Here is a 25,151-nt window from a genome sequence, read left to right as displayed (position 1 = left end):
TAAAGATGTTTACACCCCCATTCATTCTGTCGATTGCCGGCGGCGGTAGCACCTACACGCCGGGCATTGTGAAAAGCCTGATGGTGCGCCTGCAGGATTTCCCGCTGGCTGAAATCCGCCTTTATGACATCGACGAGGCGCGCCAGAACACCATTGCGCCCGTCGTCGAAAAGGTCATTCGCGACCACAGTCAGAGCATCAAATTTACCGTCACCAGTGACCCGGAAGTGGCGTTCAGCGGCGCGCATTTCGTCTTCGCCCAGATGCGCGTCGGCCAGTACAAGATGCGCGAGCAGGATGAGAAGATCCCGCTGCGCCACGGCGTGGTCGGGCAGGAAACGTGCGGGCCCGGCGGCCTGGCGTACGGGCTGCGCACGATCCTGCCAATGGTGGAGCTTATCGATCTGGTCGATCGCTACGCGCACGAAAAAGCCTGGATCGTGAACTACTCCAATCCGGCGGCGATCGTCGCAGAGGGCGTGCGCCGCCTGCGGCCAAATGCGCGGGTGCTGAACATCTGCGATATGCCGGTGGCCGCGATGCGCAATATGGGGGCGATTCTGGGTGTCGATCGCCGCAGGCTGGAGGTGGACTACTTCGGCCTGAACCACTTCGGCTGGTTTACCCGCGTGCTGGTGGACGGCGAAGACAAGCTTCCCGAGCTGCGTAAGCATATCGCGAAGTTTGGCCTGCTGACGGAAGATGCGGCCAAAACCGATCCACAGCATTCCGATCCTTCGTGGGTAAAAACCTGGCGCAACATTAAGCCGATCATGGACAACTTCCCGGAGTACCTGCCGAACCCGTACCTGCAGTACTACCTGATGCCGAACCAGATCGTCGAGCATCAGAACCCGGACTATACCCGCGCCAATGAAGTAATGGACGGGCGCGAGAAAAAGCTGTTCGCCGCTGCCGAAGAATACAAGCGCACCGGGATCCTGCCGGACGCCTTCCACGTGGGCGTCCACGGCGAGTTTATCGTCGATGTCGCCTGCTCGCTGGCCTTTAACCTGCGAAGCCGCCATCTGGTAATGGTGGAAAACCGCGGGGCGATTACCAACCTGCCTTACGATGCGGTGGTGGAAGTGCCCGCTTATATCACCTCCGAAGGCCCGGAACCGATTCGTGTCGGTCAGGTGCCGCTGTTCCATCGGACCCTTTTGCAACAGCAGCTCGCCTCTGAACAGCTGCTGGTTGAGGCGACAATCGAAGGAAGCTATGAGAAAGCCCTGCAGGCGTTTACCCTCAACCGCACCGTGCCGACCATGGAACACGCGAAAGCGATTCTTGATGAGATGATCGAGGCCAACCGCGACTACTGGCCAGCGCTGCAAAAAGCCTGGCAGGACGGCGAACCGGTGAAAAAATAGGGGCTTGCTCGCGAGTTGAACGTGGTTTGCTTGTCGGTGTCAGAAAAAACACCGACAATCCTTTTTTACGGAAAAGAATGGAGGCAACCCATGTCCACCTCATATTTTGTCGCCGCCGACTGGCTGATTGAGCACGGTGACGATCCGGAAGTTCAGATTATTGACGCGCGTATGGCCCCGGCCGGGCAGGAACACCTTCGCGATATGGTCGCGGAATACCGTGCCGGACATCTGCCTGGCGCGGTATTTTTTGATATCGAAGCCCTCTCCGATCGCAACTCTCCCCTGCCGCACATGCTGCCGCGCCCGGAAGCGTTTTCTGTGGCGATGCGCGAGCTGGGCGTCAGCAAAGACAAACACCTCGTTGTTTATGATGAAGGTAACCTCTTCTCCGCACCGCGCGCGTGGTGGATGCTGAAAAACTTCGGTGTGGAAAAAGTCTCTATTCTGGCGGGCGGGCTGGCGGGCTGGAAGCGCGACGAGCTGCCGCTCCAGCATGGTGACGTGACGCTGCCGGAAGGCGAATTCGACTCCACGTTCGACGCGCACGTGGTAAAACGTCTGACCGACGTGCTGGTCGTGAGCCATGAAAAAACGGCGCAAATCGTCGATGCCCGTCCTGCTCCGCGCTTCAATGCCGAAGCGGATGAACCGCGTCCAGGGCTGAAGCGCGGACATATTCCGGGGGCGCTGAACGTGCCGTGGGGCGATCTGGTGTTTGAGGGCGAGCTGAAAACCACCGACGAGCTGCGGGCTATTTTTGACCGTGCTGGCGTTGATTTACATCGTCCGATTATTGCCAGCTGCGGCTCCGGCGTAACGGCCTGCGTGGTGATCCTGGCGCTCGCCACGCTCGGCGCGCGCGACGTCACGCTTTACGACGGCGCCTGGAGCGAATGGGGTGCGCGGGACGATCTTCCTGTCGCACCCGCGAAATAATGGATAACCGCCTGGCCACGCTGTTAACGCGCGGTGCGTCGCTGACCCGCGCGGAGTATCGCGTCCTCGCCCACCTCACGGAGCACCCGATGCTGGTGGGCAACATCACGGTGCGAGAGCTGGCGCAGGCGACATTTGTTTCCACCGCCACCATCATGCGGCTGTGTCAGAAGCTGGGGTTTAGCGGCTTTAGCGAGTTTATCTGGCACTGCAAGCAATTGCTCTCCGACACGCCGCATATTGCCGCCCAGGCGCCCTCCCTTCCAGAACTCCCGGTGCTGTTTAATCAGTTTATCGCCAACTATCAGCACACCTTCCAGTGGGTCACGCAGGAGAAGCGCCAGCAGTTTGCCGACCTGCTGCGCCAGAAAGAGAGCTTCTTTCTCTACGGGGCCGGTTTTTCCTATCTGTTTGCGGAGTACCTGACCAAGAAGCTGCAGGTGCTGGGCAAAACGGCGTTTATCTCCGGGCCGGGAGACAGCCGGAATATTTTCCTCAGCAACGCCTCACGCTATCAGGTGTTTATTGCCGTCTCGCGCAGCGGCGAAACGGAGCAGGTGCTGGATAAAGCGCGGATTGCCAAAAACGTCGGTATGACTATTGTCGCGTTTACCCGCGCCTCGGCCAATACGCTGGCGGGGATGGCGGACGTGCATTTTGCCCTCTATGACGAAGCGGTACACTTCGCCGCCGAAGCCGCGGGGGTGACGTCGTTTGAGTCGAATCTGGTGCTGCTGATGGATTTACTGCTGCTGGAAGCAACGGGGTGATATTCACCCCGCCGTAATCAGATGATGCGGTTGGTTTTGAGATCGCGCAGGAAGCCGCCCCAGCGACGCTCGTAGAACGGGGTGATGTGCTCGGTAATAAAGTGGCTGATGCCCTTTTCACCGTTCTTCACCTGGCAGATATCAATCGGCTCGTCGCCCGGCAGCGTGTCGGTCGCCACGCTTCCCGCCGCCTGAATGATGTCGTCGATATCGCCGTCCGCCTCAATACCAATCAGCAGCACCGGCTGCTCGTCCGCACGCTCTTTAATGGAGCAGAGAAACGCGCGCCGGACGGGCTTGAGCGTTTTGAACAGCGTCGTCAGGGAATCAATCATCTGCGCGGGTGGCTCGGCCACCTCAGAGAGCAGCAGCGTTTCGCCCCCTTCCAGCACTTCCTGCGTGCTGAGCGGGTTGCCCTCTTCGCCAATCAGGTGGCTGATTTCACGCGGCGTAAACTCTTTCCCGGTCGGCAGCTTCGCGTTGAGGAATAGCGTCTGGCCGAGCGTCATTTCAAACAGAGTACGCACCGGCATCACCACGAACGCCTGTTCATCTTCTACCGCTTTCTGAAGCGCTTCCAGCGAGGTGAAGAACGGGATCACCGACGTGCCGTCATCTTTCTCCCAGTGCAGCAGATCCAGCGCGCTGTCTTCTACGACCTGCTCACCTTCCGCGGCGGTACCCGGCACCCAGACGGTGGATTCCAGCAGGGTACGGAAAAATGCCGGACGGTGGGCGGGCTCGGTCGCCGCCTGCTCCAGCAGGGTTTCTAATTCGTTTTTGGTTTCGGACATAGCAATTCCAGATGATGCATTTCCCCACCCAACCCTCTCCCCGTGGGAGAGGGTTGGGGTGAGGGCAATGAAGATTACTCAGCCGTCAGCAGGTTCGCCACGGTACGCACGCCCAGACCGGTCGCGCCCGCGGACCACTGCTCTACCGCCGCTTTACGATACGTCGCGGAGCAGTCAATGTGCAGCCAGCCTTCGTGATAATTCTCAACGAAGTGGGACAGGAACCCTGCCGCCGTACTTGCACCCGCCGGGTACGCCGCGCTCGCGGTGTTGTTCAGCTCGGCAAAGTTGGACGGCAGCTGGCTGCGGTGGAACTCGGCCAGCGGCAGACGCCAGAACGGTTCGTTTTCCGCAGCGGCGCTTGCCAGCAGGCGAGCAGCCAGCTTGTCGTCAAAGCTGAACAGCGCATGGTAATCGTTGCCCAGGGCGGTTTTCGCCGCGCCGGTCAGGGTCGCCATGTCGATGATCAGCTCAGGCTTCTGGGCAGACGCGTCGATCAGGCCATCGGCCAGCACCAGGCGGCCTTCGGCGTCGGTGTTCATCACCTCAACGTTTTTACCGTTGCGGTAGCGAATGATGTCGCCCAGCTTGAAGGCGTTACCGCTCACCATGTTGTCCGCGCAGCACAGATACAGCTTCACGCGCTTTTTCAGACCGCGGGTGATGGCAAACGCCAGCGCGCCGGTGATGGTTGCCGCACCGCCCATGTCGGACTTCATGGAGTCCATGAACGCGCTCTGCTTCAGGCTGTAGCCGCCGGTGTCGAAGGTGATGCCTTTACCTACCAGGCAGGCAAAGACTGGCGCTGCTTTATCGCCGGTTGGGTTGTAATCCAGCGCCAGCAGGACCGGAGGACGCTCGGAGCCGCGGCCCACGGTGTGGATACCCATGTAGTTCTGCTCGCGCAGGTCTTCACCCTTGGTGATGCGGTAGGACATTTTGTCGCCCGCCACGCCGCACAGCAGGTCAACCGCGCGCTGCGCCAGCTGCTCAGGGCCTAACTCTTCCGCCGGAGCGTTAATGGTGTCGCGCACCCAGTCGATGATTTGCAGGCGGCTTTCCAGCTCTTTTTGACCGGCTTCGTCGAGGTTCGCCCACTCAATTTTGCGGCTGCCTTTCGGCCCTTTGTAACCTGCCCAGAATGCCCAGCTGCGGTCGGTGTCCCACCCTTCGCCTTCCAGCGAGACATGCTTAATGCCCAGACCGTCAATTTTACGCGCGGCGCGCTGGATCAGGCCCAAATCATCGTTGCCCGTCAGGTGCAGGGTAATACCGTCGTTGTTGATGCTGTAGCTGGCTTTTTCGCCCCAGCGCGCGTCGGCGGGCTGCGTAGAGAGCGTAATCTTCATCGCTTCGGTCATTTTATTTTTCCTTATTAGCAACTAGCAAACGGGCCGCCTGAAGGCAGCCCGTTTTGTTATTTATTCTGCTTCATCTAACCAGACTAACAGAATCGCCTCCAGAATTTTTTCATTGGATGCGTTTGGATCGTCGTCGAAATCCTCTAAATCGCAGATCCACTGATGCATATCGGTGAATCGTACGGTCTTCGGATCGAGATCCGGGTTCGCGTCGTAGAGCGCTTCGCCGATTTCACGGCTGTCTGTCCACTTCAGTCCCATATTAATGCTCGCGTGCGTGGTTGATGGTGTAGCGTGGGAATTCCACGACCAGATCTTCATCGGTCACCGCGGCCTGGCAGCTCAGGCGGCTGTCTGGCTCCAGACCCCATGCTTTATCCAGCATGTCGTCTTCGTCTTCGGTGCTCTCGGCGAGAGAGTCAAAACCTTCACGCACGATGCAGTGGCAGGTGGTGCAGGCACAGGATTTTTCACAGGCGTGTTCCACTTCGATACCTGCACGCAGGGCAACATCGAGAATGGTTTCACCGGTCTTCGCTTCCAGAACAGCGCCATCCGGACAGAGGTCCGCATGAGGCAAAATAACAATCTTTGGCATATTAAACCTCGTCCACGGACTGGCCTTTCAGCGCGACGCGGACAGATTTGTCCATGCGGCGAGCAGCGAAGTCCTGGGTTTGTTTATCAACGTTTTTAATGGCTTCTTCTATTGCGTCAGCGTCATTGCCTTCGGCCACGGCGCTTAAGCGCGCGGCAGCGTCGTCAATCACCTGGCGCTCAGCGGCGCTTAACAGCGCGGCGTCGGCAGCGAGCGCGCCGTTCAGGCTCTCCAGCACGCGTGCGGCTTCCACTTTTTGTTCCGCCAGCATACGCGCCTTCACATCCTGCTCGGCGTAGCTCATTGAGTCCTGAATCATGGAGGCGATTTCGCCATCGGTCAGGCCGTAGGACGGCTTAACCTGAATAGACGATTCCACGCCGGTGGATTTTTCCATCGCCGTGACGCTCAGCAGGCCGTCGGCGTCCACCTGGAAGGTGACGCGAATGTGCGCCCCGCCCGCAGGCAGCGCTGGAATTCCGCGCAGCGCAAAGCGCGCCAGAGAGCGGCAGTCCTGCACCAGCTCGCGCTCACCCTGCATCACGTGGATGGACATCGCGGTCTGGCCGTCTTTAAAGGTGGTGAACTCCTGCGCGCGCGCCACCGGAATGGTGGTGTTACGCGGGATCACTTTCTCCACCAGGCCGCCCATGGTTTCTAAGCCCAGCGACAGCGGGATGACGTCCAGCAGCAGCATTTCGCTGTCCGGCTTGTTGCCGACCAGAATATCGGCCTGGATCGCGGCGCCCACGGCAACCACTTTGTCCGGGTCGATGGAGGTCAGCGGCGTGCGGCCAAAGAATTCGCCCACGCGCTCGCGCACCAGCGGCACGCGGGTCGAACCGCCCACCATGACCACTTCCAGCACCTCGTTCGCCTCAACGCCCGCATCTTTCAATGCGCGACGGCAGGCCAGCAGGGTGCGTTTCACCAGCGGGGCGATCAGATCGCTGAACTGGTCGCGGGTGATCTCACCCTGCCAGCCCGCAACATTGACGGTAACCGTCTGCGCATCGCTCAGGGCGATTTTGGCGTCGATGGCCGCATCCAGCAGTTCACGCTGTACGCGCGCATCGCTGCGATCGCTGATACCCGCCTGCTCGCGGATGTAGTCCGCCAGCAGGTGGTCGAAGTCATCGCCGCCCAGCGCGGAATCCCCGCCGGTCGCCAGCACTTCAAATACCCCGCGGCTCAGGCGCAGGATGGAGATATCAAAGGTCCCGCCGCCAAGATCGTAAACCGCGATCACCCCTTCCTGACCGGAATCGAGGCCGTAGGCAATCGCCGCCGCCGTCGGTTCGTTCAACAGACGCAGCACGTGCAGGCCCGCCAGACGCGCGGCGTCTTTGGTGCCCTGGCGCTGTGCGTCGTCAAAATAGGCCGGAACGGTAATGACTACGCCGTCCAGATCGCCGCCGAGCGTCGCCGTAGCGCGCTCAGCCAGCGCTTTGAGGATGTCGGAGGAAACGCGAATCGGGTTCAGCAGACCGGCCGCGGTCGCAATCATCGGCAGGCCGTTTTCACTGGCCTGCAGCTGATACGGCAGATGCGGGTAGCGGGTCTGAATATCGGCCAGCGAGCGGCCCATCATGCGCTTGACGGAGCTGATGGTGTTGGCCGGATCGCGCGCGGCGTTAGCGCGGGCGTCATAGCCTACCGCGTGACCCTGCTGCTGGTAGTGGACCACGGAAGGCAGCAGATGGCGGCCCTGCTCGTCAGCCAGCGTTTCCGCCTGGCCGCTGCGCACGGTCGCCACGAGGGAATTGGTGGTGCCCAGATCGATACCCACCGCCAGACGACGCTGGTGCGGTGCGGCACTTAAGCCAGGCTCACTAATTTGTAATAAGGCCATAATTGCTTCCGAAATTAAAAATCGAGCAGCTTTTCTTCGAGTTGTTCAGCACTGCTTCGCAGTTTATCGAGAAAACGGAGTTTGCGCACAGTGTCTGCCGCCACGTCCCAGGTCTCGTTGTTCAGTTGCTCCACCATCTGCTGATGGCGGGTATCGAACATGCCCTTCACGCGCGTGATAAAGCTTTCCAGACGCGCTTCGTCTTTGGCCTGTTCAATCTCATCGAGCTCTTCGCGAAGCTCCAGCTGCTCCATCAGAAACGCCGTGTCGCGCACGGTGTGCTGTTCGCTCGCCAGATCAAAACCGTGGAGCGAGAGCAGATATTCAGCGCGCGCCAGCGGGTGGCGCAGCGTCTGCCAGGCCTGGTTGATGGTGGCAGAGTGGGAAACCGCAGCCAGCTGCTCTGCCTGAGTACCGCTCGCGAATTTGTCCGGATGGTACTGACGCTGCAGATCCTGAAAACGGATCGTCAACGCCTGGAGATCGATCGGGTATTGAGCGGGTAGTCCGAAGAGAGTGAAGTAATCCATAACAATCTCAGGGGTAGCCTGTTAGAACAAACCCCACGCGCAGCGGGTACGCCACGGTGGGGTTTCGGATGACGCGCGGTTAAACGTGGAAGCTTTCGCCGCAACCACACTCGTCTTTGACGTTCGGGTTCGTGAATTTAAACCCTTCGTTCAGGCCTTCTTTAACGAAGTCCAGCTGAGTGCCGTTGAGGAATTGCAGGCTTTTGCCATCGACCACCACCTTCACGCCCTTGTCTTCAAACACGGTGTCGTCAGACGCCGGTTCGTCAACAAACTCCAGTACGTAAGCCATACCAGAACAGCCGGAGGTACGTACGCCCAGTCGCAGGCCAAAGCCTTTACCACGGTTCGCCAGAAAAGAGCTTACTCGCGCGGCAGCGCTGTCGCTAAGGGTAATCGACATACTCAAACCTCAATTATTTTGCTTCACGTTTGCTTTTGTAATCCGCAATGGCGGCTTTGATCGCGTCTTCTGCCAGAATTGAACAGTGAATTTTCACCGGTGGCAGTTCGAGTTCTTCAGCAATATCCGTGTTCTTAATTGCCTGTGCTTCGTCCAGAGACTTGCCCTTAACCCATTCGGTAACCAGGGAGCTGGACGCAATTGCAGAACCGCAGCCGTAGGTCTTGAAGCGCGCGTCTTCAATGATACCTTCATTGTTGACTTTAATCTGCAACTTCATCACGTCACCACACGCCGGTGCGCCAACCATGCCGCTTCCAACAGATTCATCGCTGTTGTCAAAAGAGCCAACGTTGCGTGGGTTTTCGTAATGATCGATGACTTTTTCGCTGTATGCCATGATTGAATTCTCCTTATGTACCGATTAGTGATGTGACCATTCAATGCTGTTCAGATCCACGCCCTGCTTGAACATTTCCCACAGTGGAGAAAGGTCGCGCAGACGGCCAATGGAGTTGCGAACCAGCTTGATGGTGTAGTCAATCTCTTCTTCGGTAGTGAAACGACCTAAAGAGAAACGGATAGAACTGTGTGCCAGCTCGTCAGTCATACCCAGCGCACGCAGCACGTAGGATGGCTCAAGGCTTGCAGACGTACAGGCAGAACCGGAAGAAACCGCCAGGTCTTTCAGCGCCATGATCAGCGATTCGCCTTCAACATAGTTGAAGCTGACGTTGAGGATGTTCGGAGCACCCTGCTCGAGATCGCCGTTCAGATACACTTCTTCCATATCTTTCACGCCGTCCCACAGACGGTTACGCAGCGTGCGCAGGCGTGCCATCTCGGTTTCCATCTCTTCTTTTGCAATGCGGTAGGCTTCGCCCATGCCCACGATCTGGTGAACAGGCAGCGTACCGGAACGCATGCCGCGCTCGTGACCGCCGCCGTGCATCTGTGCTTCGATACGGATACGCGGTTTACGACGAACGTACAGCGCGCCGATCCCTTTCGGGCCATAGATTTTGTGGCCGGAGAAGGACATCAGGTCCACTTTCAGCTGGCTCAGGTCGATAGGCAGTTTGCCCACGCTCTGAGTCGCGTCCACATGATAGATGATACCGCGCGCGCGGCACATTTCGCCGATGGTCGCGATGTCCTGAACGACGCCGATTTCGTTGTTAACGTGCATGATGGAGACCAGAATGGTGTCATCACGCATGGCCGCTTCGAGCTCTTTCAGATCGATAATGCCGTTGCTCTGTGGCGCCAGATAGGTGACTTCGTACCCTTCACGCTCCAGTTGACGGCAGGTGTCCAGCACGGCTTTGTGTTCGGTTTTGCTGGTGATGATGTGCTTGCCTTTTTTCTGATAAAAGTTGGCTGCACCTTTGATCGCCAGGTTGTCGGATTCGGTCGCGCCGGAGGTGAAAACAATTTCACGCGGGTCGGCACCGACCAGGTCGGCAATCTGATTACGGGCGATATCAACCGCCTCTTCAGCATGCCAGCCAAAACGGTGTGAACGGGAAGCTGGGTTACCAAAGTTTCCGTCCAGGGTCAGACACTGCATCATTTTCTCGGCAACACGCGGGTCCACCGGCGTGGTTGCGGAGTAGTCGAGATAAATCGGTAATTTCATTGCTCTATAAACTCCGTACATCGCTTCAATGCAAGGAATCAGGCAACCGGCTGGATGTACGACCGAGTACACGGGGCGAGTCTTCGCCCCGGCCTGATTCTGAAATACTTATCGTTTTATTACGCGCGCAGTTTGACGTCGATAGCGTCCTGCGCGCGGGTGCTGCGTTGGGAATCATGGCCGTGCTGACGGCCCGATACGTCCAGAACTTCCTGGTTATTCACCAGCTCACCGAGGGTGATGTTGTTGAGGAAGCCGGTCAAACGGTCGCTCAGATCGCGCCACAGCGCGTGGGTCAGGCATTTGTCGCCGCCCTGACAGCCGCCTTTACCCTGGCAACGGGTCGCGTCAACGGATTCGTCAACTGCGCTGATCACTTCGCCAACTGCAATACTGCCCGCGTCTTTACCCAGCAGATAACCGCCGCCTGGGCCACGAACGCTGGAAACCAGTCCATTTTTACGCAGTCTGGAGAACAGCTGTTCCAGGTAAGAGAGGGAGATCCCTTGTCGTTCAGAAATATCAGCCAACGGAACCGGGCCCGCTTCGGAGTTGAGCGCAACGTCCAGCATCGCGGTCACGGCATAACGCCCTTTAGATGTCAGTCTCATGTCTTACTTAACCTCAAACTCGCCCCTGCCCGGGGTTTTTTATTGTAAAATGGGGGTATTGCATAGCAGGGCCAAGTCTGACATTCCTGACTAAAATGGTCAACTATTTACTTGACTGTTTTAGTCAGGTATTTAACCTTCTGTGCCTTCATAACCCAGGTGCGGGCTGATGCCCTCACCCCGCCCTTCTCCCACAGGGAGAGGAGGAAATCGACACTACTCTTTATTCTTCTGCTCAATCGACGCAAGAATCCCGCGCAGGATGTTCAGCTCCTGACTTTCCGGACGCGCGCGGGTAAACAGACGGCGCAGCTTGTTCATCACCTGCCCCGGGTGGCCTTCGCGAATAAAGCCGGTTGAGAGCAGCGTCTGCTCCAGATGACCGTAGAAGCGCTCAAGGTCATCCACCAGCGGGTAAGCCGTCTCTTCTTTTGGCTCGACCTCTTTCTCCTGCGTCGCCAGCCACGCCATTCGTACTTCGTAAGCGATAACCTGCACCGCCATCGCCAGGTTCAGCGAGCTGTACTCCGGGTTTGCCGCAATCGCGACGTGATAATGACACTTCTGCAGCTCGTCGTTAGTCAGGCCTACGCGCTCGCGGCCAAACACCAGCGCAACCGGTGCCTGTGCTGCTTCCGAGACACTTTTCAGGCCGCATTCACGCGGATCGAGCATTGGCCACGGCAGCGTGCGTGAACGCGCGCTGGTACCGACAACGAGGCTGCAGCCGGCCAGCGCTTCGTCAAGGGTATCGACGATCTGGGCATTGCCGATTACGTCGCTGGCACCAGCCGCCAGAGCAATCGCCTGAGAGTCAGGCTTCACCAGCGGGTTAACCAGCCACAGGTTCGTTAAGCCCATGGTTTTCATAGCGCGGGCAACGGAGCCCATGTTGCCGGTATGCGATGTTTCAACCAGCACAATTCGAATGTTTTGCAGCATAATTTTTAATGTCTGAATTCAGCGTCTGAAGAATATTCCGGCATATTATCATAAACGGGAGACATAATCCGATCCCACTGCTATACTCTGCGCCGATTTTCCTGTTCTTTAACATCCAGTGAGAGAGACCGATGCATCCGATGCTGACCATCGCCGTGCGCGCAGCGCGCAAGGCGGGTAATGTAATTGCCAAACACTACGAAACGCCAGACTCCGTAGAAACCAGCCAGAAAGGCAGCAATGATTTCGTGACTAACGTCGATAAAGCCGCAGAAGCGATTATTATCGAAACGATCCGCAAATCTTACCCGCAGCACACCATCATCACCGAAGAAAGCGGTGAACATGAAGGTACCGATCAGGATGTTCAATGGGTTATCGATCCACTGGATGGCACCACCAACTTTGTTAAACGCCTGCCACACTTCTCTGTGTCTATCGCAGTACGCATTAAAGGCCGTACTGAAGTCGCCGTTGTTTACGATCCAATGCGTAATGAACTGTTCACCGCTACCCGCGGTCAGGGCGCACAGCTGAACGGCTACCGTCTGCGCTGCAGCAACGCACGCGATCTGGACGGCACCATCCTGGCGACCGGTTTCCCGTTCAAGGCGAAACAGCACGCGACCACCTATATGAATATCCTGGGCAAACTGTTTACCGAATGCGCTGACTTCCGCCGCACCGGTTCTGCCGCGCTGGATCTGGCCTACGTGGCGACCGGCCGCGTTGACGGTTACTTCGAGCTGTCTCTGAAGCCGTGGGACTTTGCTGCGGGCGAGCTGATCGCACGTGAAGCAGGCGCCATCGTGTGTGATTTCACCGGCGGCCATAACTATATGTCTACCGGTAACGTCGTTGCGGGTAATCCACGCGTTGTTAAAGCCATGCTGGCAAACATGCGTGATGAACTGAGCGATGCGCTGAAGCGTTAATCCAGTTAGTTAAGCCCGGTGGCGCTACGCTTACCGGGCCTACAAAATCCCTCAGTACGCTAGAAAGGCCGCAATCCCCTTCCCACCGGCACCGCGCTCATCCACATCGTCACCGCCGCCACCAGCAGAATCACTCCGCCCGCCAGCGCAAGCGTTGTCCACCCTACCTGCCGCCACAGCACCGGCGTTTTATTGCCGCTCAGTTTGACCGCCAGCTGACGGAAGCTGTGAACCAGCAGCGCTAAAGACGAAATGGTGAGAGACGTTCCTGCCGCCATCGCCAGCGCAGAGAGCATTCCCCAGCCAAACACGCCAATCACCTTACTGAACAGCAGCACCATGATGGCCCCCGAGCACGGGCGCATGCCCATCGAGAGAACAATCATCAGCCGCGCGCGCCAGTCGTCGCCGTTCTGCAACTGTTCCTGCGTGGGCAAATGCTGATGTCCGCAGCCGCAGTGTTCATCATGAACGTGGTGCGGCGTAAATGTTTTGAATTTCGGTTTTTGCAGCAGCACGCGCAGCTTTTTCAGCGCCCGCCAGCAGAGGATCACCCCCAGCACGCCAACCAGCGCGTAGCTCCCCTTCTCCAGCCAGAAACTGCTCATGTGCAGCTGGCGCGCGGGAAGCTGCAACAGCGAAAGCACGACAACGACGAGCGCAATCGCCACGCTGCCCTGAAGCAGCGAGGAGGCCAGCGTCAGCCCGATACTCGATTTCAGCTTCGACGGATGGGTGGCGAGCCAGGTCGCGATCACGATTTTGCCGTGCCCCGGCCCCAGCGCGTGCAGAACGCCATAGATAAAGCTGAACGCCAGCAGGGATCCGCCCGCTTTGGTCGGGTTCTCCGCCACCGCCTTCAGCAGGCCGCTCATCTGCTGGTTGACCTCACGCTGCCAGACGATGCTTTTCATCATCACCTGCGGCCAGGCCTGCCATAGCCAGAGCGAACCGCAAACGGCGAGCAGGAGAAAGAGCGCAAGCGGCCAGAGGTGCAGCCAGCGGCGCGGTTTACGAACCGAAGAGGAGATCACTGACATTGTAACGTCACCTCCTGCGCGAACTGTTTACCCAACTCCATGTCCTCAGGGGGTGCATCTTCTTTATCAAGCGAGATAGCAAAGTTCAGCATCTCTTCGCTGGGCTTCGGGGTATGAACGCCAATTTTGCAGTTTTTTTGCAGAGCGTCCGGTAGCCGTACGTCGCCGTCTTTGTCATAGCGCATGTCGACATAGTAGGTAGGATCAAAGGTAGAAAAGCGGTACGTTTGCCCCGCCAGCGGCTGCGGATGCGCCAGCGGAAGCACAAACGTCAGCACCGCCTGATGCCCGTCACGCGTCATACCATATTCCGTTGGCCGGTTCAGAAATTTGACCTTCTGCCCGTTGTGCCAGAATTCCGTGAAGTAGTGCTGGCCGAGCACGTTAGCCATCACTTCCGCCGCCAGCTTTTTCCAGATTTCATCGCCAGGCTTAGCGTTTCCCGCATCATAGAGCAGATCGGCCGAGGTGATTTCATCCATCGTCCAGCGCATCTTCAGGCCGCTCAGCTGCGTGCCGTCGGTAACCAGCTCGGTCTGGAGGTCAATAAAACTGTGAGGATGTGCGCTGGCGGTGAAGCTGATAACCGCCAAAAATAACGCCATCGCACTTTGTTTAACTGTTTGCATCAATTCCTCACGTCAAAAATTCTGTGATGTTCCCCAGCAATCCTGAGTGAAAGGCCTGCCGGCGCGCTTTTCAGCGCTCATCCTTTAGCTATTCTTATCAAACATTCACACTGGATACCCGACAGATGATGACGACGCTTGAAATTCCATCTGTGCTTTCCAGTTCGCAGCGCCGCTGCCAGGTGCTTTTGATGCTTTACCTGCCCGATGCTGCCGTCACCGCACAGAGCATAATTGCTGCCAACGGGGTGGACGACGCGATGGCACGGCAAGATATAGCCGAGACGCGCGATGAAATCCAGCGCTATCACCGGCTGGACATCGTCACGCACCACGACGGCAGCTACCGGATTGAAGGCACAGCCCTGAATCAGCGTTTATGCCTGCTGCACTGGCTGCGCCGGGCGCTGCGGCTTTGCCCGCAGTTTGTCTCGCACCAGTTTACCCCCGCATTAAAAACCGCGCTTAAACAACACGGCATTGCGCGGCCGCTTTACGATGATGCGAACCTGCGGGCGCTGATCGGCTTCTGCTCCCGCAAGCTGCAGCGCCAGTTTGAATGCCGCGACGTCCAGTTTTTACAGCTCTATCTGCAATACTGTCTTATTCAGCACCAGCTCGGGAATACGCCGCAGTTTTCTCACGTTCAGCGCAGCTGGACCCAGTCGAGAGGGGAGTATTTTACGGCCCAGGAGATCGTGCGTCACTGGAGACGTCGCGTGCCGCAGGGTGCGCACGGGGATGAACAGCTGTTTCTGGCCCTGCTGTTTATGATGCTCCGCACGCCCGATCCGGTGCTCGATAAACACCAGCAGGATCAGCGCTTGCGTCGGGCCATCGTGCGCATGGTCGCTCGTTTTCGCGCGCAGACCGGGATGAACTTCAGCGATGAGCAAGGGCTGACCGATCAGCTGTATATCCATCTGGCTCAGGCGCTGGACCGCTCGCTGTTTGAGATCGGCATCGACAATAGCCTGCCGGAGGAGATCCATCGCCTTTATCCCCGGCTGTTACGCACCACAAAGGAAGCGCTGTTTGAGCTGGAAGCGGAGTTTGGGCTGCGTTTTTCAGATGAAGAGATGAGTCTTGTCGCGGTGATTTTCGGTGCCTGGCTGATGCAGGAGACCGATCTGCACGAAAAACAGGTGATCCTGCTGACGGGAGACGATAAAGCCAGCGAGGATCTGATTGAACAGCAGCTTCGCGAGCTGACGCTGCTGCCGCTCAACATTCGCTATCTGACGCTGCAGGCTTTTCAGAAAGAGGGGGCACCGCGCGAAGCCGCGCTGGTTATCACCCCCTACCCTACCGTCCTGCCGCTGTTCTCGCCGCCGCTGATACATGCCGTTGAGACATTGAACGCGCAGCAGCAAGAACATATTCGCGCCATGCTGGAATCATAGCGAGGCGCGAGCGGCCACTTTAGGACGAACAACGATGGCGGGTAAGGCGACCATCGCCATCACCCAGAAGACCCCATGCCCCAGATGCTGGTAGAGGAACCCCGCAAAGACCGTCATGATCGCGATACTGCCCCCCATCGCGACCGCCGAATAGACGGCCTGCAGGCGAATAACGTCTCCGCCCTCGCGCGCTGCGATATAGCGCATGGCCGCCAGATGGCACACGGTAAAGGTGCCGCAGTGAAGGATTTGCGCCACTATCAGCCATGGCAGATCGGTCGTCCAGCCCATAATCCCCCAGCGCGCCACGCCGCACACGGCGGAAAGCAGCAGCAGGTCTCGCGCGCCAAAGCGGCGGAACAGCTTCTTGCTCAGGGCGAAGATAATGACTTCGGCCACTACCCCCAGCGACCACAGATAGCCCACTGCGGAAGCTGAGTATCCCGCCCCCTGCCAGTAGATGGCGCTGAAGCCATAGTACGCCGCATGCGCCCCCTGAAGCAGACAGACACACGCCAGAAAACGCCAGCTCTGGGCCACCAGGCTCCGCCAGGCGGGCCAGCCTGCGCTCTCCTGATGGCGGCTTTCCCCTTGCGGCATCACCGACGGACGCAGCAGCATGCCCAGCAGCATTGAGGCAATACCGATACTCAGCAGGGCGAGAATGGCGCGGTAATCGTAAAGGCTGACCAGTTTGCCCACCAGCGCGGAACCTATCACAAAGGCAATAGAGCCCCACAGGCGCACGCGGCCATAGTCCATGGTGATCTGCTTTTGCCAGGTGTTCGCCAGGGCATCCGTTAGCGGTACCAGCGGTGAGAAGAACAGGTTAAAGCCGACCATCACCACCATCAGCCAGGCAAACTGGTGGCTGACCCAGAAGCAGGCAACAAAGACCAGCGTCAGCAGAGCAAGAATACGCACGGCCTTGATCAGCAAGGAGGGATCGCTGACGCGCGGGGCAATTAGCAGGCTGCCGAGGAAACGCGCTACCAGCCCGGCCCCCAGCAGGACACCGATAGTCTCAGGAGTCAGGCCGATACCCTTGAGCCAGACGCTCCAGAAGGGCAGAAAAATACCGTAGCTAAAGAAATAGGTGAAATAACTGAGCGCCAGCCAGCGCGTGGAATGCAAGACCATGAATCCCTCCCGAAATCGAGGCCATAGTCTGGCGTTAAATCAAAGCCTGCGCAAGCAACTATTAACAAGTGAATAACACGCATATTTTACAGGGCCATGACGGCCCTGCGAAACGTCTAGCGTACAAAGACCTGATTAATGCGTTTGGAAACCAGGAAGTAGGGGATCCAGATCGATGCGCCAACAATGGAGGAAAGCGCATTGCGAATATCAGCCGTATCCAGCCTTGCGTCGAAGAGCCAGGCTGGTATGCCCACAAAATAGAGCATAAAGACAACGCCCATTAAATAGTAGGGAATGATGATCTTACGGATACCCGACTTTCTTTTAAAAAAATACCAGCCTGCGGCCGCGGTCAGTGCCACATCAATTATCATTACCGCGATACCCACGGCCCCAAACAGGTTAATTCCCCCTGACTGGAAAAAGTGGAACATCGCCGCAAAGTAATTCCATGCTCCAATAGGCGTCATGATGAGGTTAATCATCAGGCCCGCCGCCGGGAGATAAAGCAGCCCGTTAATTTTCTTTTCGTCTACACGCTCACACTGATTACACAGCCCGGATTCTTTATTTGCCTCTTCTTGCTGACATGATATGCACTGCATAAATTTCCCTTGCCAAAGAAAAGAGACAATTTTACACGAAGTCTGAATTTAACATCACGCGAACGCCTGATTTATGAAGAAAAGCTGAATGGAAGACTATGGATTTGTGTATTAATTTTAGATTGGGTCCCCTGAAAAATGAGCCAGCTATGAACACTCTACGTTATTTAGATTTCGGTCAGTCACGTCACCTGCTGCTGCTGATTGGCCGCATCGCGCTTGTCGTGCTGTTTATTATCTTTGGTTATCCAAAACTGACGGGGTTTAGCGGCACCGTGCAATATATGACCTCGCTGGGTGCGCCGATGCCCATGCTGGCGGCCATTATTGCGGTGGTAATGGAAGTGCCTGCCGCTATCCTGATCGTCCTGGGCTTTTTCACCCGTCCTCTCGCGGTACTGTTTGTATTCTATACCCTCGGAACCGCGGTGATTGGGCACCACTACTGGGATATGACCGGTGATGCGGTCGTGCCGAATATGATTAACTTCTATAAGAACGTCAGTATTGCTGGCGCCTTTATTTTGCTGGCGATTGTCGGACCTGGAGCCATTTCCCTCGACCGGCGTTAAGCCATAAAAAAGGCCGCAAGCGCGGCCTTTTTTATTTCTGCCAGGCAGAGGAATTATGCGTAAACCGGGAAGCGTGCGCAGATATCCAGAACTTTACCTTTGACGCGCTCGATAACCGCTTCGTCATTGATGTTGTCCAGAACGTCACACATCCAGCCAGCCAACTCTTTCACTTCCGCTTCTTTAAAGCCGCGGCGAGTTACGGCCGGAGAACCGATACGGATACCGGAGGTCACGAACGGGCTCTTAGGATCGTTTGGCACGCTGTTTTTGTTCACGGTGATGTTGGCGCGGCCCAGGGCAGCGTCAGCTTCTTTACCGGTCAGGTTTTTATCAACCAGATCCAACAGGAACAGGTGGTTTTCAGTACCGCCGGATACCACTTTGTAGCCACGGTTCAGGAACACTTCCACCATCGCTTTGGCGTTCTTAGCAACCTGCTGCTGGTAAACCTTGAACTCTGGCTCCATCGCTTCTTTCAGCGCTACCGCTTTTGCCGCGATAACGTGCATCAGCGGGCCACCCTGCGCGCTTGGGAATACAGCGGAGTTCAGTTTTTTGTACAGCTCTTCGTCACCGCCTTTCGCCAGGATCAGGCCACCGCGTGGACCCGCCAGGGTTTTGTGGGTGGTGGTGGTCACAACGTGAGCGTGTGGAACCGGGTTCGGGTAAACGCCTGCGGCAATCAGACCCGCAACGTGCGCCATGTCAACGAACAGGTAAGCACCGATGCTGTCTGCGATTTCACGCATTTTTGCCCAGTCAACGATACCGGAGTAAGCAGAGAAGCCACCGATGATCATCTTCGGCTTGTGCTCTTTAGCCTGCTTCGCCATGTCTTCGTAGTCAATTTTACCGGACTCATCAATACCGTAAGGGATGATGTTGTAAAGTTTGCCGGAGAAGTTAACCGGGGAGCCGTGAGTCAGGTGGCCGCCCTGCGCCAGGTTCATACCCAGAACGGTATCGCCCGGCTGCAGCAGCGCGGTGTAGACCGCGAAGTTAGCCTGAGAGCCAGAGTGCGGCTGCACGTTTGCGTAGTCAGCGCCAAAAAGTTCTTTCGCACGGTCGATAGCCAGCTGCTCAACGATATCAACGTACTCGCAACCGCCGTAATAGCGTTTGCCCGGGTAACCTTCAGCGTATTTGTTGGTCAGCTGAGAACCCTGCGCCTGCATAACGCGCGGGCTGGTGTAGTTTTCGGAGGCGATCAGTTCGATGTGCTCTTCCTGACGTACTTTTTCCTGCTCCATAGCCTGCCACAGTTCGGCATCATAATCGGCAATGTTCATTTCACGCTTTAACATCCGCATCTCCTGACTCAGCTAACAAGTAAATTTTGGCCTGAAAAGGCAGTCCTGTTGGACGACGGGCAACAGTATAACTGATTAGTTCTGTGATAACAGGTCTTGACAAACGATTTTACGCAAACGTTTTCCTACCCGCCACGCAAGGGTTTGAGGAATAAAGCTCTCGCTCTTTCCAGCGGATTTCTTTTCAGGTTTGTGATGCATATTTTTCATCTTGCAAAGAACCATTTACAACGCAGGGGTATTTTTTATAAGATGCATTTAAAATACATCATTAAAGTCACATCAGAAGGATGCGCTCATGCTCGACGCTCAAACCATCGCTACCGTTAAAGCCACCATTCCCCTGCTGGTGGAAACCGGCCCTAAACTCACCGCCCATTTCTACGATCGCATGTTCACGCACAACCCGGAGCTCAAGGAAATTTTCAACATGAGCAACCAGCGTAACGGCGATCAGCGCGAAGCGCTTTTCAACGCCATCGCGGCCTACGCCAGCAATATTGAAAACCTGGCGGCACTGCTGCCCGCGGTGGAAAAAATCGCGCAGAAGCACACCAGCTTCCAGATCCAGCCCGAGCAGTACAACATTGTGGGTGGCCACCTGCTGGCAACGCTGGACGAGATGTTCAGCCCGGGCCAGGAGGTGCTGGACGCGTGGGGGAAAGCCTACGGCGTGCTGGCAAACGTGTTTATCAACCGCGAAGCGCAGATCTACAGCGAAAATGCCAGCAAGAACGGCGGCTGGGAAGGCACGCGCGCCTTCCGCATCGTTGAGAAAACGCCGCGCAGCGCGCTGATTACCAGCTTTGAATTTGAGCCAGTGGACGGACAGCCGGTTGCCGATTACCAGCCGGGCCAGTATCTGGGCGTGTGGCTGAAGCCTGAAGGTTTCCCGCATCAGGAGATCCGCCAGTATTCTCTTACCCGCAAGCCAAACGGCAAAGGCTACCGCATTGCGGTGAAGCGTGAGGACGGCGGTCAGGTATCCAACTGGCTTCACAGCGAAGCTAACGTGGGCGACGTGGTTCATCTGGCCGCGCCGGCGGGCGATTTCTTCATGGCCGTTGAAGCGAATACCCCGGTTACGCTGATCTCTGCGGGCGTAGGCCAAACGCCAATGCTGGCGATGCTTGATACGCTGGCGAAAGCCAACCACGGTGCGCAGGTCAACTGGTTCCACGCTGCGGAAAACGGTGACGTGCACGCCTTTGCTGATGAAGTGAAAACGCTCGGGGCGTCCCTGCCGCGCTTCACCGCGCACACCTGGTATCGCCTGCCGACGGATGCAGACCGCGCGGCCGCACGATTTGACAGCGAAGGTCTGATGAATTTAAGCCTGATGGAAGGGGCGTTTAGCGCGCCGGACATGCAGTTCTACGTCTGCGGGCCGGTGGCGTTTATGCAGTATGCCGCGAAGCAGCTGGTGGAGCTGGGTGTGAACAAAGACAACATTCATTATGAATGTTTCGGGCCCCATAAGGTGCTGTAATGAAAAAGCCCCTCGTTCGAGGGGCTTTTTTTTCGCCGGGTGGTTGCACCTTACCCGGCCTACAAAACCGTTGGCATTGTTAAATCGCGGCGTCGTCTTCTTCGCCGGTACGAATACGGATCACGCGCGCCACGTCAAAGACGAAGATTTTACCGTCGCCGATTTTGCCCGTCTGCGCCGTGCGGATAATGGTATCCACGCAGGTATCGACGATATCGTCGCTGACCACGATTTCAATTTTTACTTTCGGCAGAAAGTCGACCATGTACTCTGCGCCACGGTAAAGCTCGGTGTGGCCCTTCTGACGACCAAAACCTTTCACTTCCGTCACGGTCATCCCGGTGATGCCGACTTCCGCCAGCGCTTCACGCACGTCATCCAGTTTGAAAGGTTTAATAATCGCATCAATCTTTTTCATGGTGGGTCCTTAAACTCTTGCCTGTAAGCTGCCTCGTAATCGATTGCTCACAGTACCATACGGCATTACTCTTTAAAATCGTTTGCTTCCAGCTCGTGGCGCGACAGCAGCTTGTAGAACTCGGTGCGGTTGCGTCCGGCCATGCGCGCCGCGTGGGTCACGTTGCCTTTGGTGATCTGCAATAGCTTACGCAGATAGTTCAGCTCAAACTGATTCCGCGCTTCCGCAAACGTCGGCAGGGCCGTGTTTTCCCCTTCCAGCGCCTGCTCCACCAGCGCATCGCTGATCACCGGTGAGGAGGTCAGCGCCACGCACTGCTCAATCACGTTCACCAGCTGGCGCACGTTACCCGGCCAGCCTGCGGCCATCAGCCGCTTCATCGCGTCGGTGGAAAACGCGCGCACGAATGGTTTATGGCGATCGGCCGCCTGGCGCAAAAGATGGTTCGCCAGCAGCGGAATGTCTTCCGCACGCTCCGCCAGCGCCGGGATCTTCAGATTCACCACGTTCAGACGGTAGTAGAGATCTTCGCGAAACTCGTTGCGGGCCATCACTTTTGGCAAGTCGCGGTGGGTAGCGGAAATAATGCGTACGTTAATATCAATGTCGCGATTGCTGCCCAGCGGGCGAACTTTTCGCTCCTGCAATACGCGCAGCAGTTTGACCTGCAGCGGCGCGGGCATGTCGCCAATCTCGTCCAGGAACAGCGTGCCCCCTTCCGCGGCCTGGAACAGCCCTTCCCGGCTGCTCACCGCGCCGGTGAATGCGCCGCGGGCGTGACCAAACAGTTCAGATTCGAGCAGCTGTTCTGGAAGCGCGCCGCAGTTAATGGCGATAAAGGCGTTTTTACTGCGCGGGCTGGCGTTATGGATCGCCTGCGCCAGGATCTCTTTCCCGGTTCCGCTCTGGCCGTTGATGAGCACGCTGACGTCGGACTGCGCCACCATCCGGGCCTGTTCAAGCAGACGCAGCATAATGGGGCTGCGGGTGACGATGGACTCCCGCCACGCTTCATCCCCCGCCGGGGCGGCGTGTTCCAGCGCGCTGTCGATAGCCTTATAAAGCGCGTCTTTGTCCACCGGCTTGGTCAGGAAGCTGAAGACCCCCTGCTGCGTCGCGGCAACCGCATCCGGGATCGACCCGTGCGCCGTCAGGATAATCACGGGCATACCCGGCTGCTGCTTCTGGATCTCCGCGAACAGCTGCAGACCATCCATTTCGTCCATCCGCAGGTCGCTTATCACCAGATCGATTTTCTCGCGGCTGAGGATCTTCAGTCCTTCCAGCCCGCTTTCAGCGGTGACGACGCTGTAGCCTTCGCTCACCAGACGCATCCCCAGCAGCTTTAACAGTCCGGGATCGTCATCCACCAGTAAAAGATGGGCAGGTTTACGGCTCGTCATGCTTCACATCCTCTTGTTTCGGCGTATCGCTGTCCGGTGCAGCGGATGAACTCCCCGGCTGATATTTACGCGACGAGAGCTGCCTTTCGATATCCGTCAGGTTTTCCAGCTTGCGCGTCGTGGTATCCAGCTGCGTACGTAAATGTTGCTGCTGTTGACGCAGCGTATCAAGCTCGCTGTCGGTTGACTGCTGCAGCTTGCTGTAGCGGGAGCGCTCTTCAGAAAGCTGAAGCTGTAATGTCTGTCCATCGCGCCAGAGCTGGTATACCGGGCGTACCTGCACAGGAAGATTGACTACAAACGTGTCCAGCCGGGTGACATTGACGCGGCGTTCAACGGGGGTGATTTTCGCATCTGCGAGTAAAATTCCGCGCTTGAAAGCGTCCTGCCAGGTGTCGTCATCCAGCATCGCCGCCTTCGAGCGGGCGTCTACCGGCGCAAGACGCTGGGCGCAATCTATTCCTCGCAGCCAGAACAGCGGGTTGCTTTCAACGTCATGTCCTGACAGGTTCCAGATGTCGTCGCAGCGGGTTGAGAGGAAATCTGCCAGCTGGTTATCGGGCCATTTATCTTCTTGTTTATCGCTAATTGCACTTTGTGGCGCATGGGAAACACACCCTGCCAGAAATAAACAGGGCAGGCTCAGGCGAAGCGTGTTGCAGGAAAACACCGCGCGTACGGCGCGGAAAAAGACGTGTGACATACTCACCAGACATAGATTCATTTTATTGATTTTTCCGGCTCACGGGCAGTTCGATACGGAAGCAAACGTCTGAACGTTCGTCCGCGGCAATGTTTAGCTCACCCTGCATGCGTCGTATGCAGTCCCGGGCGATGCTCAAGCCCAGCCCGCTTCCTTTAACCGCGCCTTTCCGCTGATGACTCCCCTGGAAAAAGGGTTCGAAGATCATGGTTTTTTCGTCATCGGGGATCGGGGTGCCGGTGTTTGCGACGTCAATAAACACCCGTGAACCATTCGTATTACTTCGGATATAAATGTTACCGGATTCAGTACCATAGTGCACCGCATTGGAGTAAAGATTATCCAGAACGCTCATCAGCAACATGGGTTCAGCCAGGCACGCAGGCGCATTCAGCTCAACGCCGGTATGCATCATTTTAGCTCTTGCTGGCAAGCTGTGGGCGGAGATCACCATATCCACCAGCGGCTCAATTTCAACGTTTTCCAGTACGACCGCCCCGTCAGCCAGCTTGCGGTTGTAATCCAGAAGTTGCTCAATCAGCTTTTGCAGATTGCGGCTGCTGTTATCCAGGATCTCGACAATTTCTTTCTGTTCTGGCGTAAGGGGCCCGGCTACTTCGTCCGCCAGCAGTTCCGTCCCTTCGCGCATGCTGGCCAGCGGCGTTTTAAGCTCATGGGAGATATGGCGCAGGAACTGATGGCGCTGTGATTCGAGCCACGCCAGGCGCTCGGACAGCCAGATAATGCGCTGGCCTACGGATCGCAGCTCGCGGGGACCTTTAAAGGCTACCGTATCCCCGAGCGATTTCCCCTCCCCCAGACGGTTGATCATACGCTGAATGCCCTTCACCGGGCCGATGATCATGCGGGTAAAGAGCAGAACCAGCCCCAGGCTCACCAGGAACAGCACCAGCGCCTGCCAGCCGAAGAACTGGCCACGCTCGGCAATCTCCTGCTGGAGCTGCTGGCCGCGAGAGAAAATCACCGCGCGCGTTGACTGCACCATCTCGGTGTTGGCGCTGGCAAATGCTTCGAGGCGCGCGGCGGCGGCGGCATCCGGGCCGCTGTTGCTGCACTGCAGCTGCGCGAGATCGTTCAAATCCTGACGTAACGCCTGATACAGCTTGTCATCAGGCAAGACCCCCGCGTGAGCGTCCAGCATTTCGCTGTAGCGTTTACGCTGACTCTGATAAACCTTTTCCAGCGTCCGATCGTCAAGCACGCAATACTGACGATAGCTACGCTCCATCTCCAGCGCGGCGTTGGTCATTGCTTCACTGCGTCTGGCGTCGATGAGCGTCGTGCGGTTGGTCAAAGCCGCCTGCGCGCTCAGTGCGTTCAGGCTTTGCCACGCCTGCCAGGCAAGGATCAGCAGCGGCAGCAGGATCAGCAGGAAGGCCATCATGACGAGCTGCCGCAGGGAGCGGGGGAAAACGGGCCAGCGTTTCAACGCATTACTCTCTTTATGGGGATTTACGCAGAGCGTAACTGAGTCTGCCCTTCAGATACAACAAAGCCGGGTAAAAACCCGGCTTTGTCATGGAATGAGGCGGTGCCTAACTCGACGTTTCGCCCTGGCCTGATAAAGCATCGCTATGATCAGTAGTTGGACGGCAGGCACCTTTTTGTGCGTCATTCGAAGTTTATGTAGCGCGTCCCGAAGGGGCTGACATAAGAAGGTGAATG

At 57.2% G+C, this 25,151-nt stretch carries 27 protein-coding genes; 7 read left to right on the top strand and 20 right to left on the bottom strand.

All coding sequences use genetic code 11. The features are described from left to right. Positions 1-5 precede the first annotated feature (5 nt). From ACOTZC_RS11340 to ACOTZC_RS11330, 3 genes are all read left to right on the top strand, one after another. Positions 6-1,373, top strand: a complete 1,368-nt coding sequence (locus tag ACOTZC_RS11340) for a 6-phospho-alpha-glucosidase (protein ID WP_126303533.1) — start codon at positions 6-8, stop codon at positions 1,371-1,373. A 90-nt stretch (positions 1,374-1,463) separates the two neighbouring features. Continuing rightward, positions 1,464-2,312 carry a 3-mercaptopyruvate sulfurtransferase gene (gene sseA, locus ACOTZC_RS11335; RefSeq protein ID WP_421635772.1) on the top strand — a complete coding sequence of 283 codons (849 nt, stop codon included), beginning with the start codon at positions 1,464-1,466 and terminating at the stop codon, positions 2,310-2,312. Next, a complete protein-coding gene (locus ACOTZC_RS11330) occupies positions 2,312-3,082 on the top strand; it encodes a MurR/RpiR family transcriptional regulator (protein WP_045399628.1) in 771 nt (256 codons plus the stop codon). The genes sseA and ACOTZC_RS11330 overlap by 1 nt, the downstream gene beginning before the upstream one ends. Positions 3,083-3,099: 17 nt before the next feature. Here the strand turns inward: ACOTZC_RS11330 and sseB are convergent, their stop codons facing one another. From sseB to trmJ, 11 genes are all read right to left on the bottom strand, one after another. Beyond that, a complete protein-coding gene (gene sseB, locus ACOTZC_RS11325; protein ID WP_045399624.1) occupies positions 3,100-3,876 on the bottom strand; it encodes an enhanced serine sensitivity protein SseB in 777 nt (258 codons plus the stop codon). Between the two features lie 74 nt (positions 3,877-3,950). Next, on the bottom strand, positions 3,951-5,237 hold the full coding sequence (gene pepB / locus ACOTZC_RS11320; RefSeq protein ID WP_047173878.1) for an aminopeptidase PepB: 1,287 nt from the start codon (positions 5,235-5,237) through the stop codon (positions 3,951-3,953). Positions 5,238-5,297: 60 nt separating this feature from the next. Further along, a complete protein-coding gene (gene iscX / locus ACOTZC_RS11315; protein ID WP_003860650.1) occupies positions 5,298-5,498 on the bottom strand; it encodes a Fe-S cluster assembly protein IscX in 201 nt (66 codons plus the stop codon). A gap of 1 nt (position 5,499) precedes the next feature. Then, on the bottom strand, positions 5,500-5,835 hold the full coding sequence (gene fdx / locus ACOTZC_RS11310) for an ISC system 2Fe-2S type ferredoxin (RefSeq protein WP_003860652.1): 336 nt from the start codon (positions 5,833-5,835) through the stop codon (positions 5,500-5,502). A gap of 1 nt (position 5,836) precedes the next feature. Next, positions 5,837-7,687: a Fe-S protein assembly chaperone HscA gene (hscA, locus tag ACOTZC_RS11305; protein ID WP_163354076.1), complete on the bottom strand. Its 1,851-nt coding sequence runs from the start codon at positions 7,685-7,687 to the stop codon at positions 5,837-5,839. A 14-nt stretch (positions 7,688-7,701) separates the two neighbouring features. Beyond that, positions 7,702-8,217 carry a co-chaperone HscB gene (gene hscB / locus ACOTZC_RS11300; protein ID WP_024908642.1) on the bottom strand — a complete coding sequence of 172 codons (516 nt, stop codon included), beginning with the start codon at positions 8,215-8,217 and terminating at the stop codon, positions 7,702-7,704. A 79-nt stretch (positions 8,218-8,296) separates the two neighbouring features. Continuing rightward, positions 8,297-8,620: an iron-sulfur cluster assembly protein IscA gene (gene iscA / locus ACOTZC_RS11295; protein ID WP_003860659.1), complete on the bottom strand. Its 324-nt coding sequence runs from the start codon at positions 8,618-8,620 to the stop codon at positions 8,297-8,299. Between the two features lie 13 nt (positions 8,621-8,633). Continuing rightward, positions 8,634-9,020 carry a Fe-S cluster assembly scaffold IscU gene (iscU, locus tag ACOTZC_RS11290; protein WP_003860661.1) on the bottom strand — a complete coding sequence of 129 codons (387 nt, stop codon included), beginning with the start codon at positions 9,018-9,020 and terminating at the stop codon, positions 8,634-8,636. Between the two features lie 24 nt (positions 9,021-9,044). After that, on the bottom strand, positions 9,045-10,259 hold the full coding sequence (iscS, locus tag ACOTZC_RS11285) for a cysteine desulfurase (protein WP_008502157.1): 1,215 nt from the start codon (positions 10,257-10,259) through the stop codon (positions 9,045-9,047). Positions 10,260-10,378: 119 nt separating this feature from the next. Continuing rightward, positions 10,379-10,870, bottom strand: a complete 492-nt coding sequence (gene iscR, locus ACOTZC_RS11280; RefSeq protein WP_045399615.1) for a Fe-S cluster assembly transcriptional regulator IscR — start codon at positions 10,868-10,870, stop codon at positions 10,379-10,381. 216 nt (positions 10,871-11,086) lie between these two features. Next, positions 11,087-11,812, bottom strand: coding sequence for a tRNA (cytosine(32)/uridine(32)-2'-O)-methyltransferase TrmJ (gene trmJ, locus ACOTZC_RS11275; protein WP_111965142.1), 726 nt, complete (start codon positions 11,810-11,812; stop codon positions 11,087-11,089). Between the two features lie 131 nt (positions 11,813-11,943). Between trmJ and suhB the strand changes: the two genes are divergently transcribed. After that, positions 11,944-12,747: an inositol-1-monophosphatase gene (gene suhB / locus ACOTZC_RS11270; protein WP_023308828.1), complete on the top strand. Its 804-nt coding sequence runs from the start codon at positions 11,944-11,946 to the stop codon at positions 12,745-12,747. Positions 12,748-12,806: 59 nt separating this feature from the next. On the opposite strand, the gene ACOTZC_RS11265 is transcribed toward suhB, so the two are convergent. After that, positions 12,807-13,787 carry a nickel/cobalt transporter gene (locus ACOTZC_RS11265; protein ID WP_126303535.1) on the bottom strand — a complete coding sequence of 327 codons (981 nt, stop codon included), beginning with the start codon at positions 13,785-13,787 and terminating at the stop codon, positions 12,807-12,809. Then, entirely contained in the window at positions 13,778-14,416 is a 639-nt protein-coding gene (locus ACOTZC_RS11260) for a DUF1007 family protein (protein ID WP_126303536.1), read from the bottom strand. Before ACOTZC_RS11260 ends, ACOTZC_RS11265 begins: the two co-directional genes overlap by 10 nt. 125 nt (positions 14,417-14,541) lie before the next feature. Here ACOTZC_RS11260 and csiE point away from each other — a divergent pair, with 125 nt between their 5' ends. Next, positions 14,542-15,819: a stationary phase inducible protein CsiE gene (csiE, locus tag ACOTZC_RS11255; RefSeq protein ID WP_045399600.1), complete on the top strand. Its 1,278-nt coding sequence runs from the start codon at positions 14,542-14,544 to the stop codon at positions 15,817-15,819. Here csiE and ACOTZC_RS11250 read toward each other — a convergent pair. Both ACOTZC_RS11250 and ACOTZC_RS11245 read right to left on the bottom strand, forming a co-directional pair. Then, positions 15,814-16,959 (bottom strand): 3-phenylpropionate MFS transporter, encoded by a 1,146-nt coding sequence (locus ACOTZC_RS11250; RefSeq protein WP_045399597.1) that lies wholly within the window; start codon positions 16,957-16,959, stop codon positions 15,814-15,816. The two genes, csiE and ACOTZC_RS11250, sit on opposite strands and share 6 nt — an antisense overlap. 116 nt (positions 16,960-17,075) lie before the next feature. Continuing rightward, on the bottom strand, positions 17,076-17,567 hold the full coding sequence (locus ACOTZC_RS11245; RefSeq protein ID WP_045399594.1) for a DUF2569 domain-containing protein: 492 nt from the start codon (positions 17,565-17,567) through the stop codon (positions 17,076-17,078). A gap of 149 nt (positions 17,568-17,716) precedes the next feature. Here ACOTZC_RS11245 and ACOTZC_RS11240 point away from each other — a divergent pair, with 149 nt between their 5' ends. Then, the gene (locus tag ACOTZC_RS11240) at positions 17,717-18,139 is read left to right on the top strand and encodes a DoxX family protein (RefSeq protein ID WP_032667909.1); all 423 of its coding nucleotides are present in this window, start codon (positions 17,717-17,719) and stop codon (positions 18,137-18,139) included. A 53-nt stretch (positions 18,140-18,192) separates the two neighbouring features. Here the strand turns inward: ACOTZC_RS11240 and glyA are convergent, their stop codons facing one another. Then, entirely contained in the window at positions 18,193-19,446 is a 1,254-nt protein-coding gene (gene glyA / locus ACOTZC_RS11235) for a serine hydroxymethyltransferase (RefSeq protein ID WP_008502165.1), read from the bottom strand. Positions 19,447-19,750: 304 nt separating this feature from the next. On the opposite strand from glyA, the gene hmpA reads away from it, so the two are divergent. Beyond that, positions 19,751-20,941, top strand: a complete 1,191-nt coding sequence (gene hmpA, locus ACOTZC_RS11230) for an NO-inducible flavohemoprotein (RefSeq protein WP_023308834.1) — start codon at positions 19,751-19,753, stop codon at positions 20,939-20,941. 79 nt (positions 20,942-21,020) lie between these two features. On the opposite strand, the gene glnB is transcribed toward hmpA, so the two are convergent. From glnB to qseE, 4 genes are all read right to left on the bottom strand, one after another. Further along, entirely contained in the window at positions 21,021-21,359 is a 339-nt protein-coding gene (gene glnB, locus ACOTZC_RS11225) for a nitrogen regulatory protein P-II (protein WP_003860685.1), read from the bottom strand. 65 nt (positions 21,360-21,424) lie between these two features. Further along, positions 21,425-22,762: a two-component system response regulator GlrR gene (gene glrR / locus ACOTZC_RS11220; RefSeq protein ID WP_023308835.1), complete on the bottom strand. Its 1,338-nt coding sequence runs from the start codon at positions 22,760-22,762 to the stop codon at positions 21,425-21,427. Next, positions 22,749-23,486: a two-component system QseEF-associated lipoprotein QseG gene (qseG, locus tag ACOTZC_RS11215; RefSeq protein WP_023308836.1), complete on the bottom strand. Its 738-nt coding sequence runs from the start codon at positions 23,484-23,486 to the stop codon at positions 22,749-22,751. The genes glrR and qseG overlap by 14 nt, the downstream gene beginning before the upstream one ends. Before the next feature lies 1 nt (position 23,487). Beyond that, positions 23,488-24,915, bottom strand: a complete 1,428-nt coding sequence (gene qseE, locus ACOTZC_RS11210) for a two component system sensor histidine kinase QseE/GlrK (RefSeq protein ID WP_045355302.1) — start codon at positions 24,913-24,915, stop codon at positions 23,488-23,490. Between the last annotated feature and the right edge of the window lie 236 nt (positions 24,916-25,151).

Source organism: Enterobacter cloacae complex sp. SHL009, from assembly GCF_049237205.1.
GTDB classification, from domain to species: Bacteria; Pseudomonadota; Gammaproteobacteria; order Enterobacterales; family Enterobacteriaceae; genus Enterobacter; species Enterobacter cloacae_M.
Note: the sequence above shows the minus strand (reverse complement) of the source record. Positions and strands in the feature narration are given on the sequence as shown.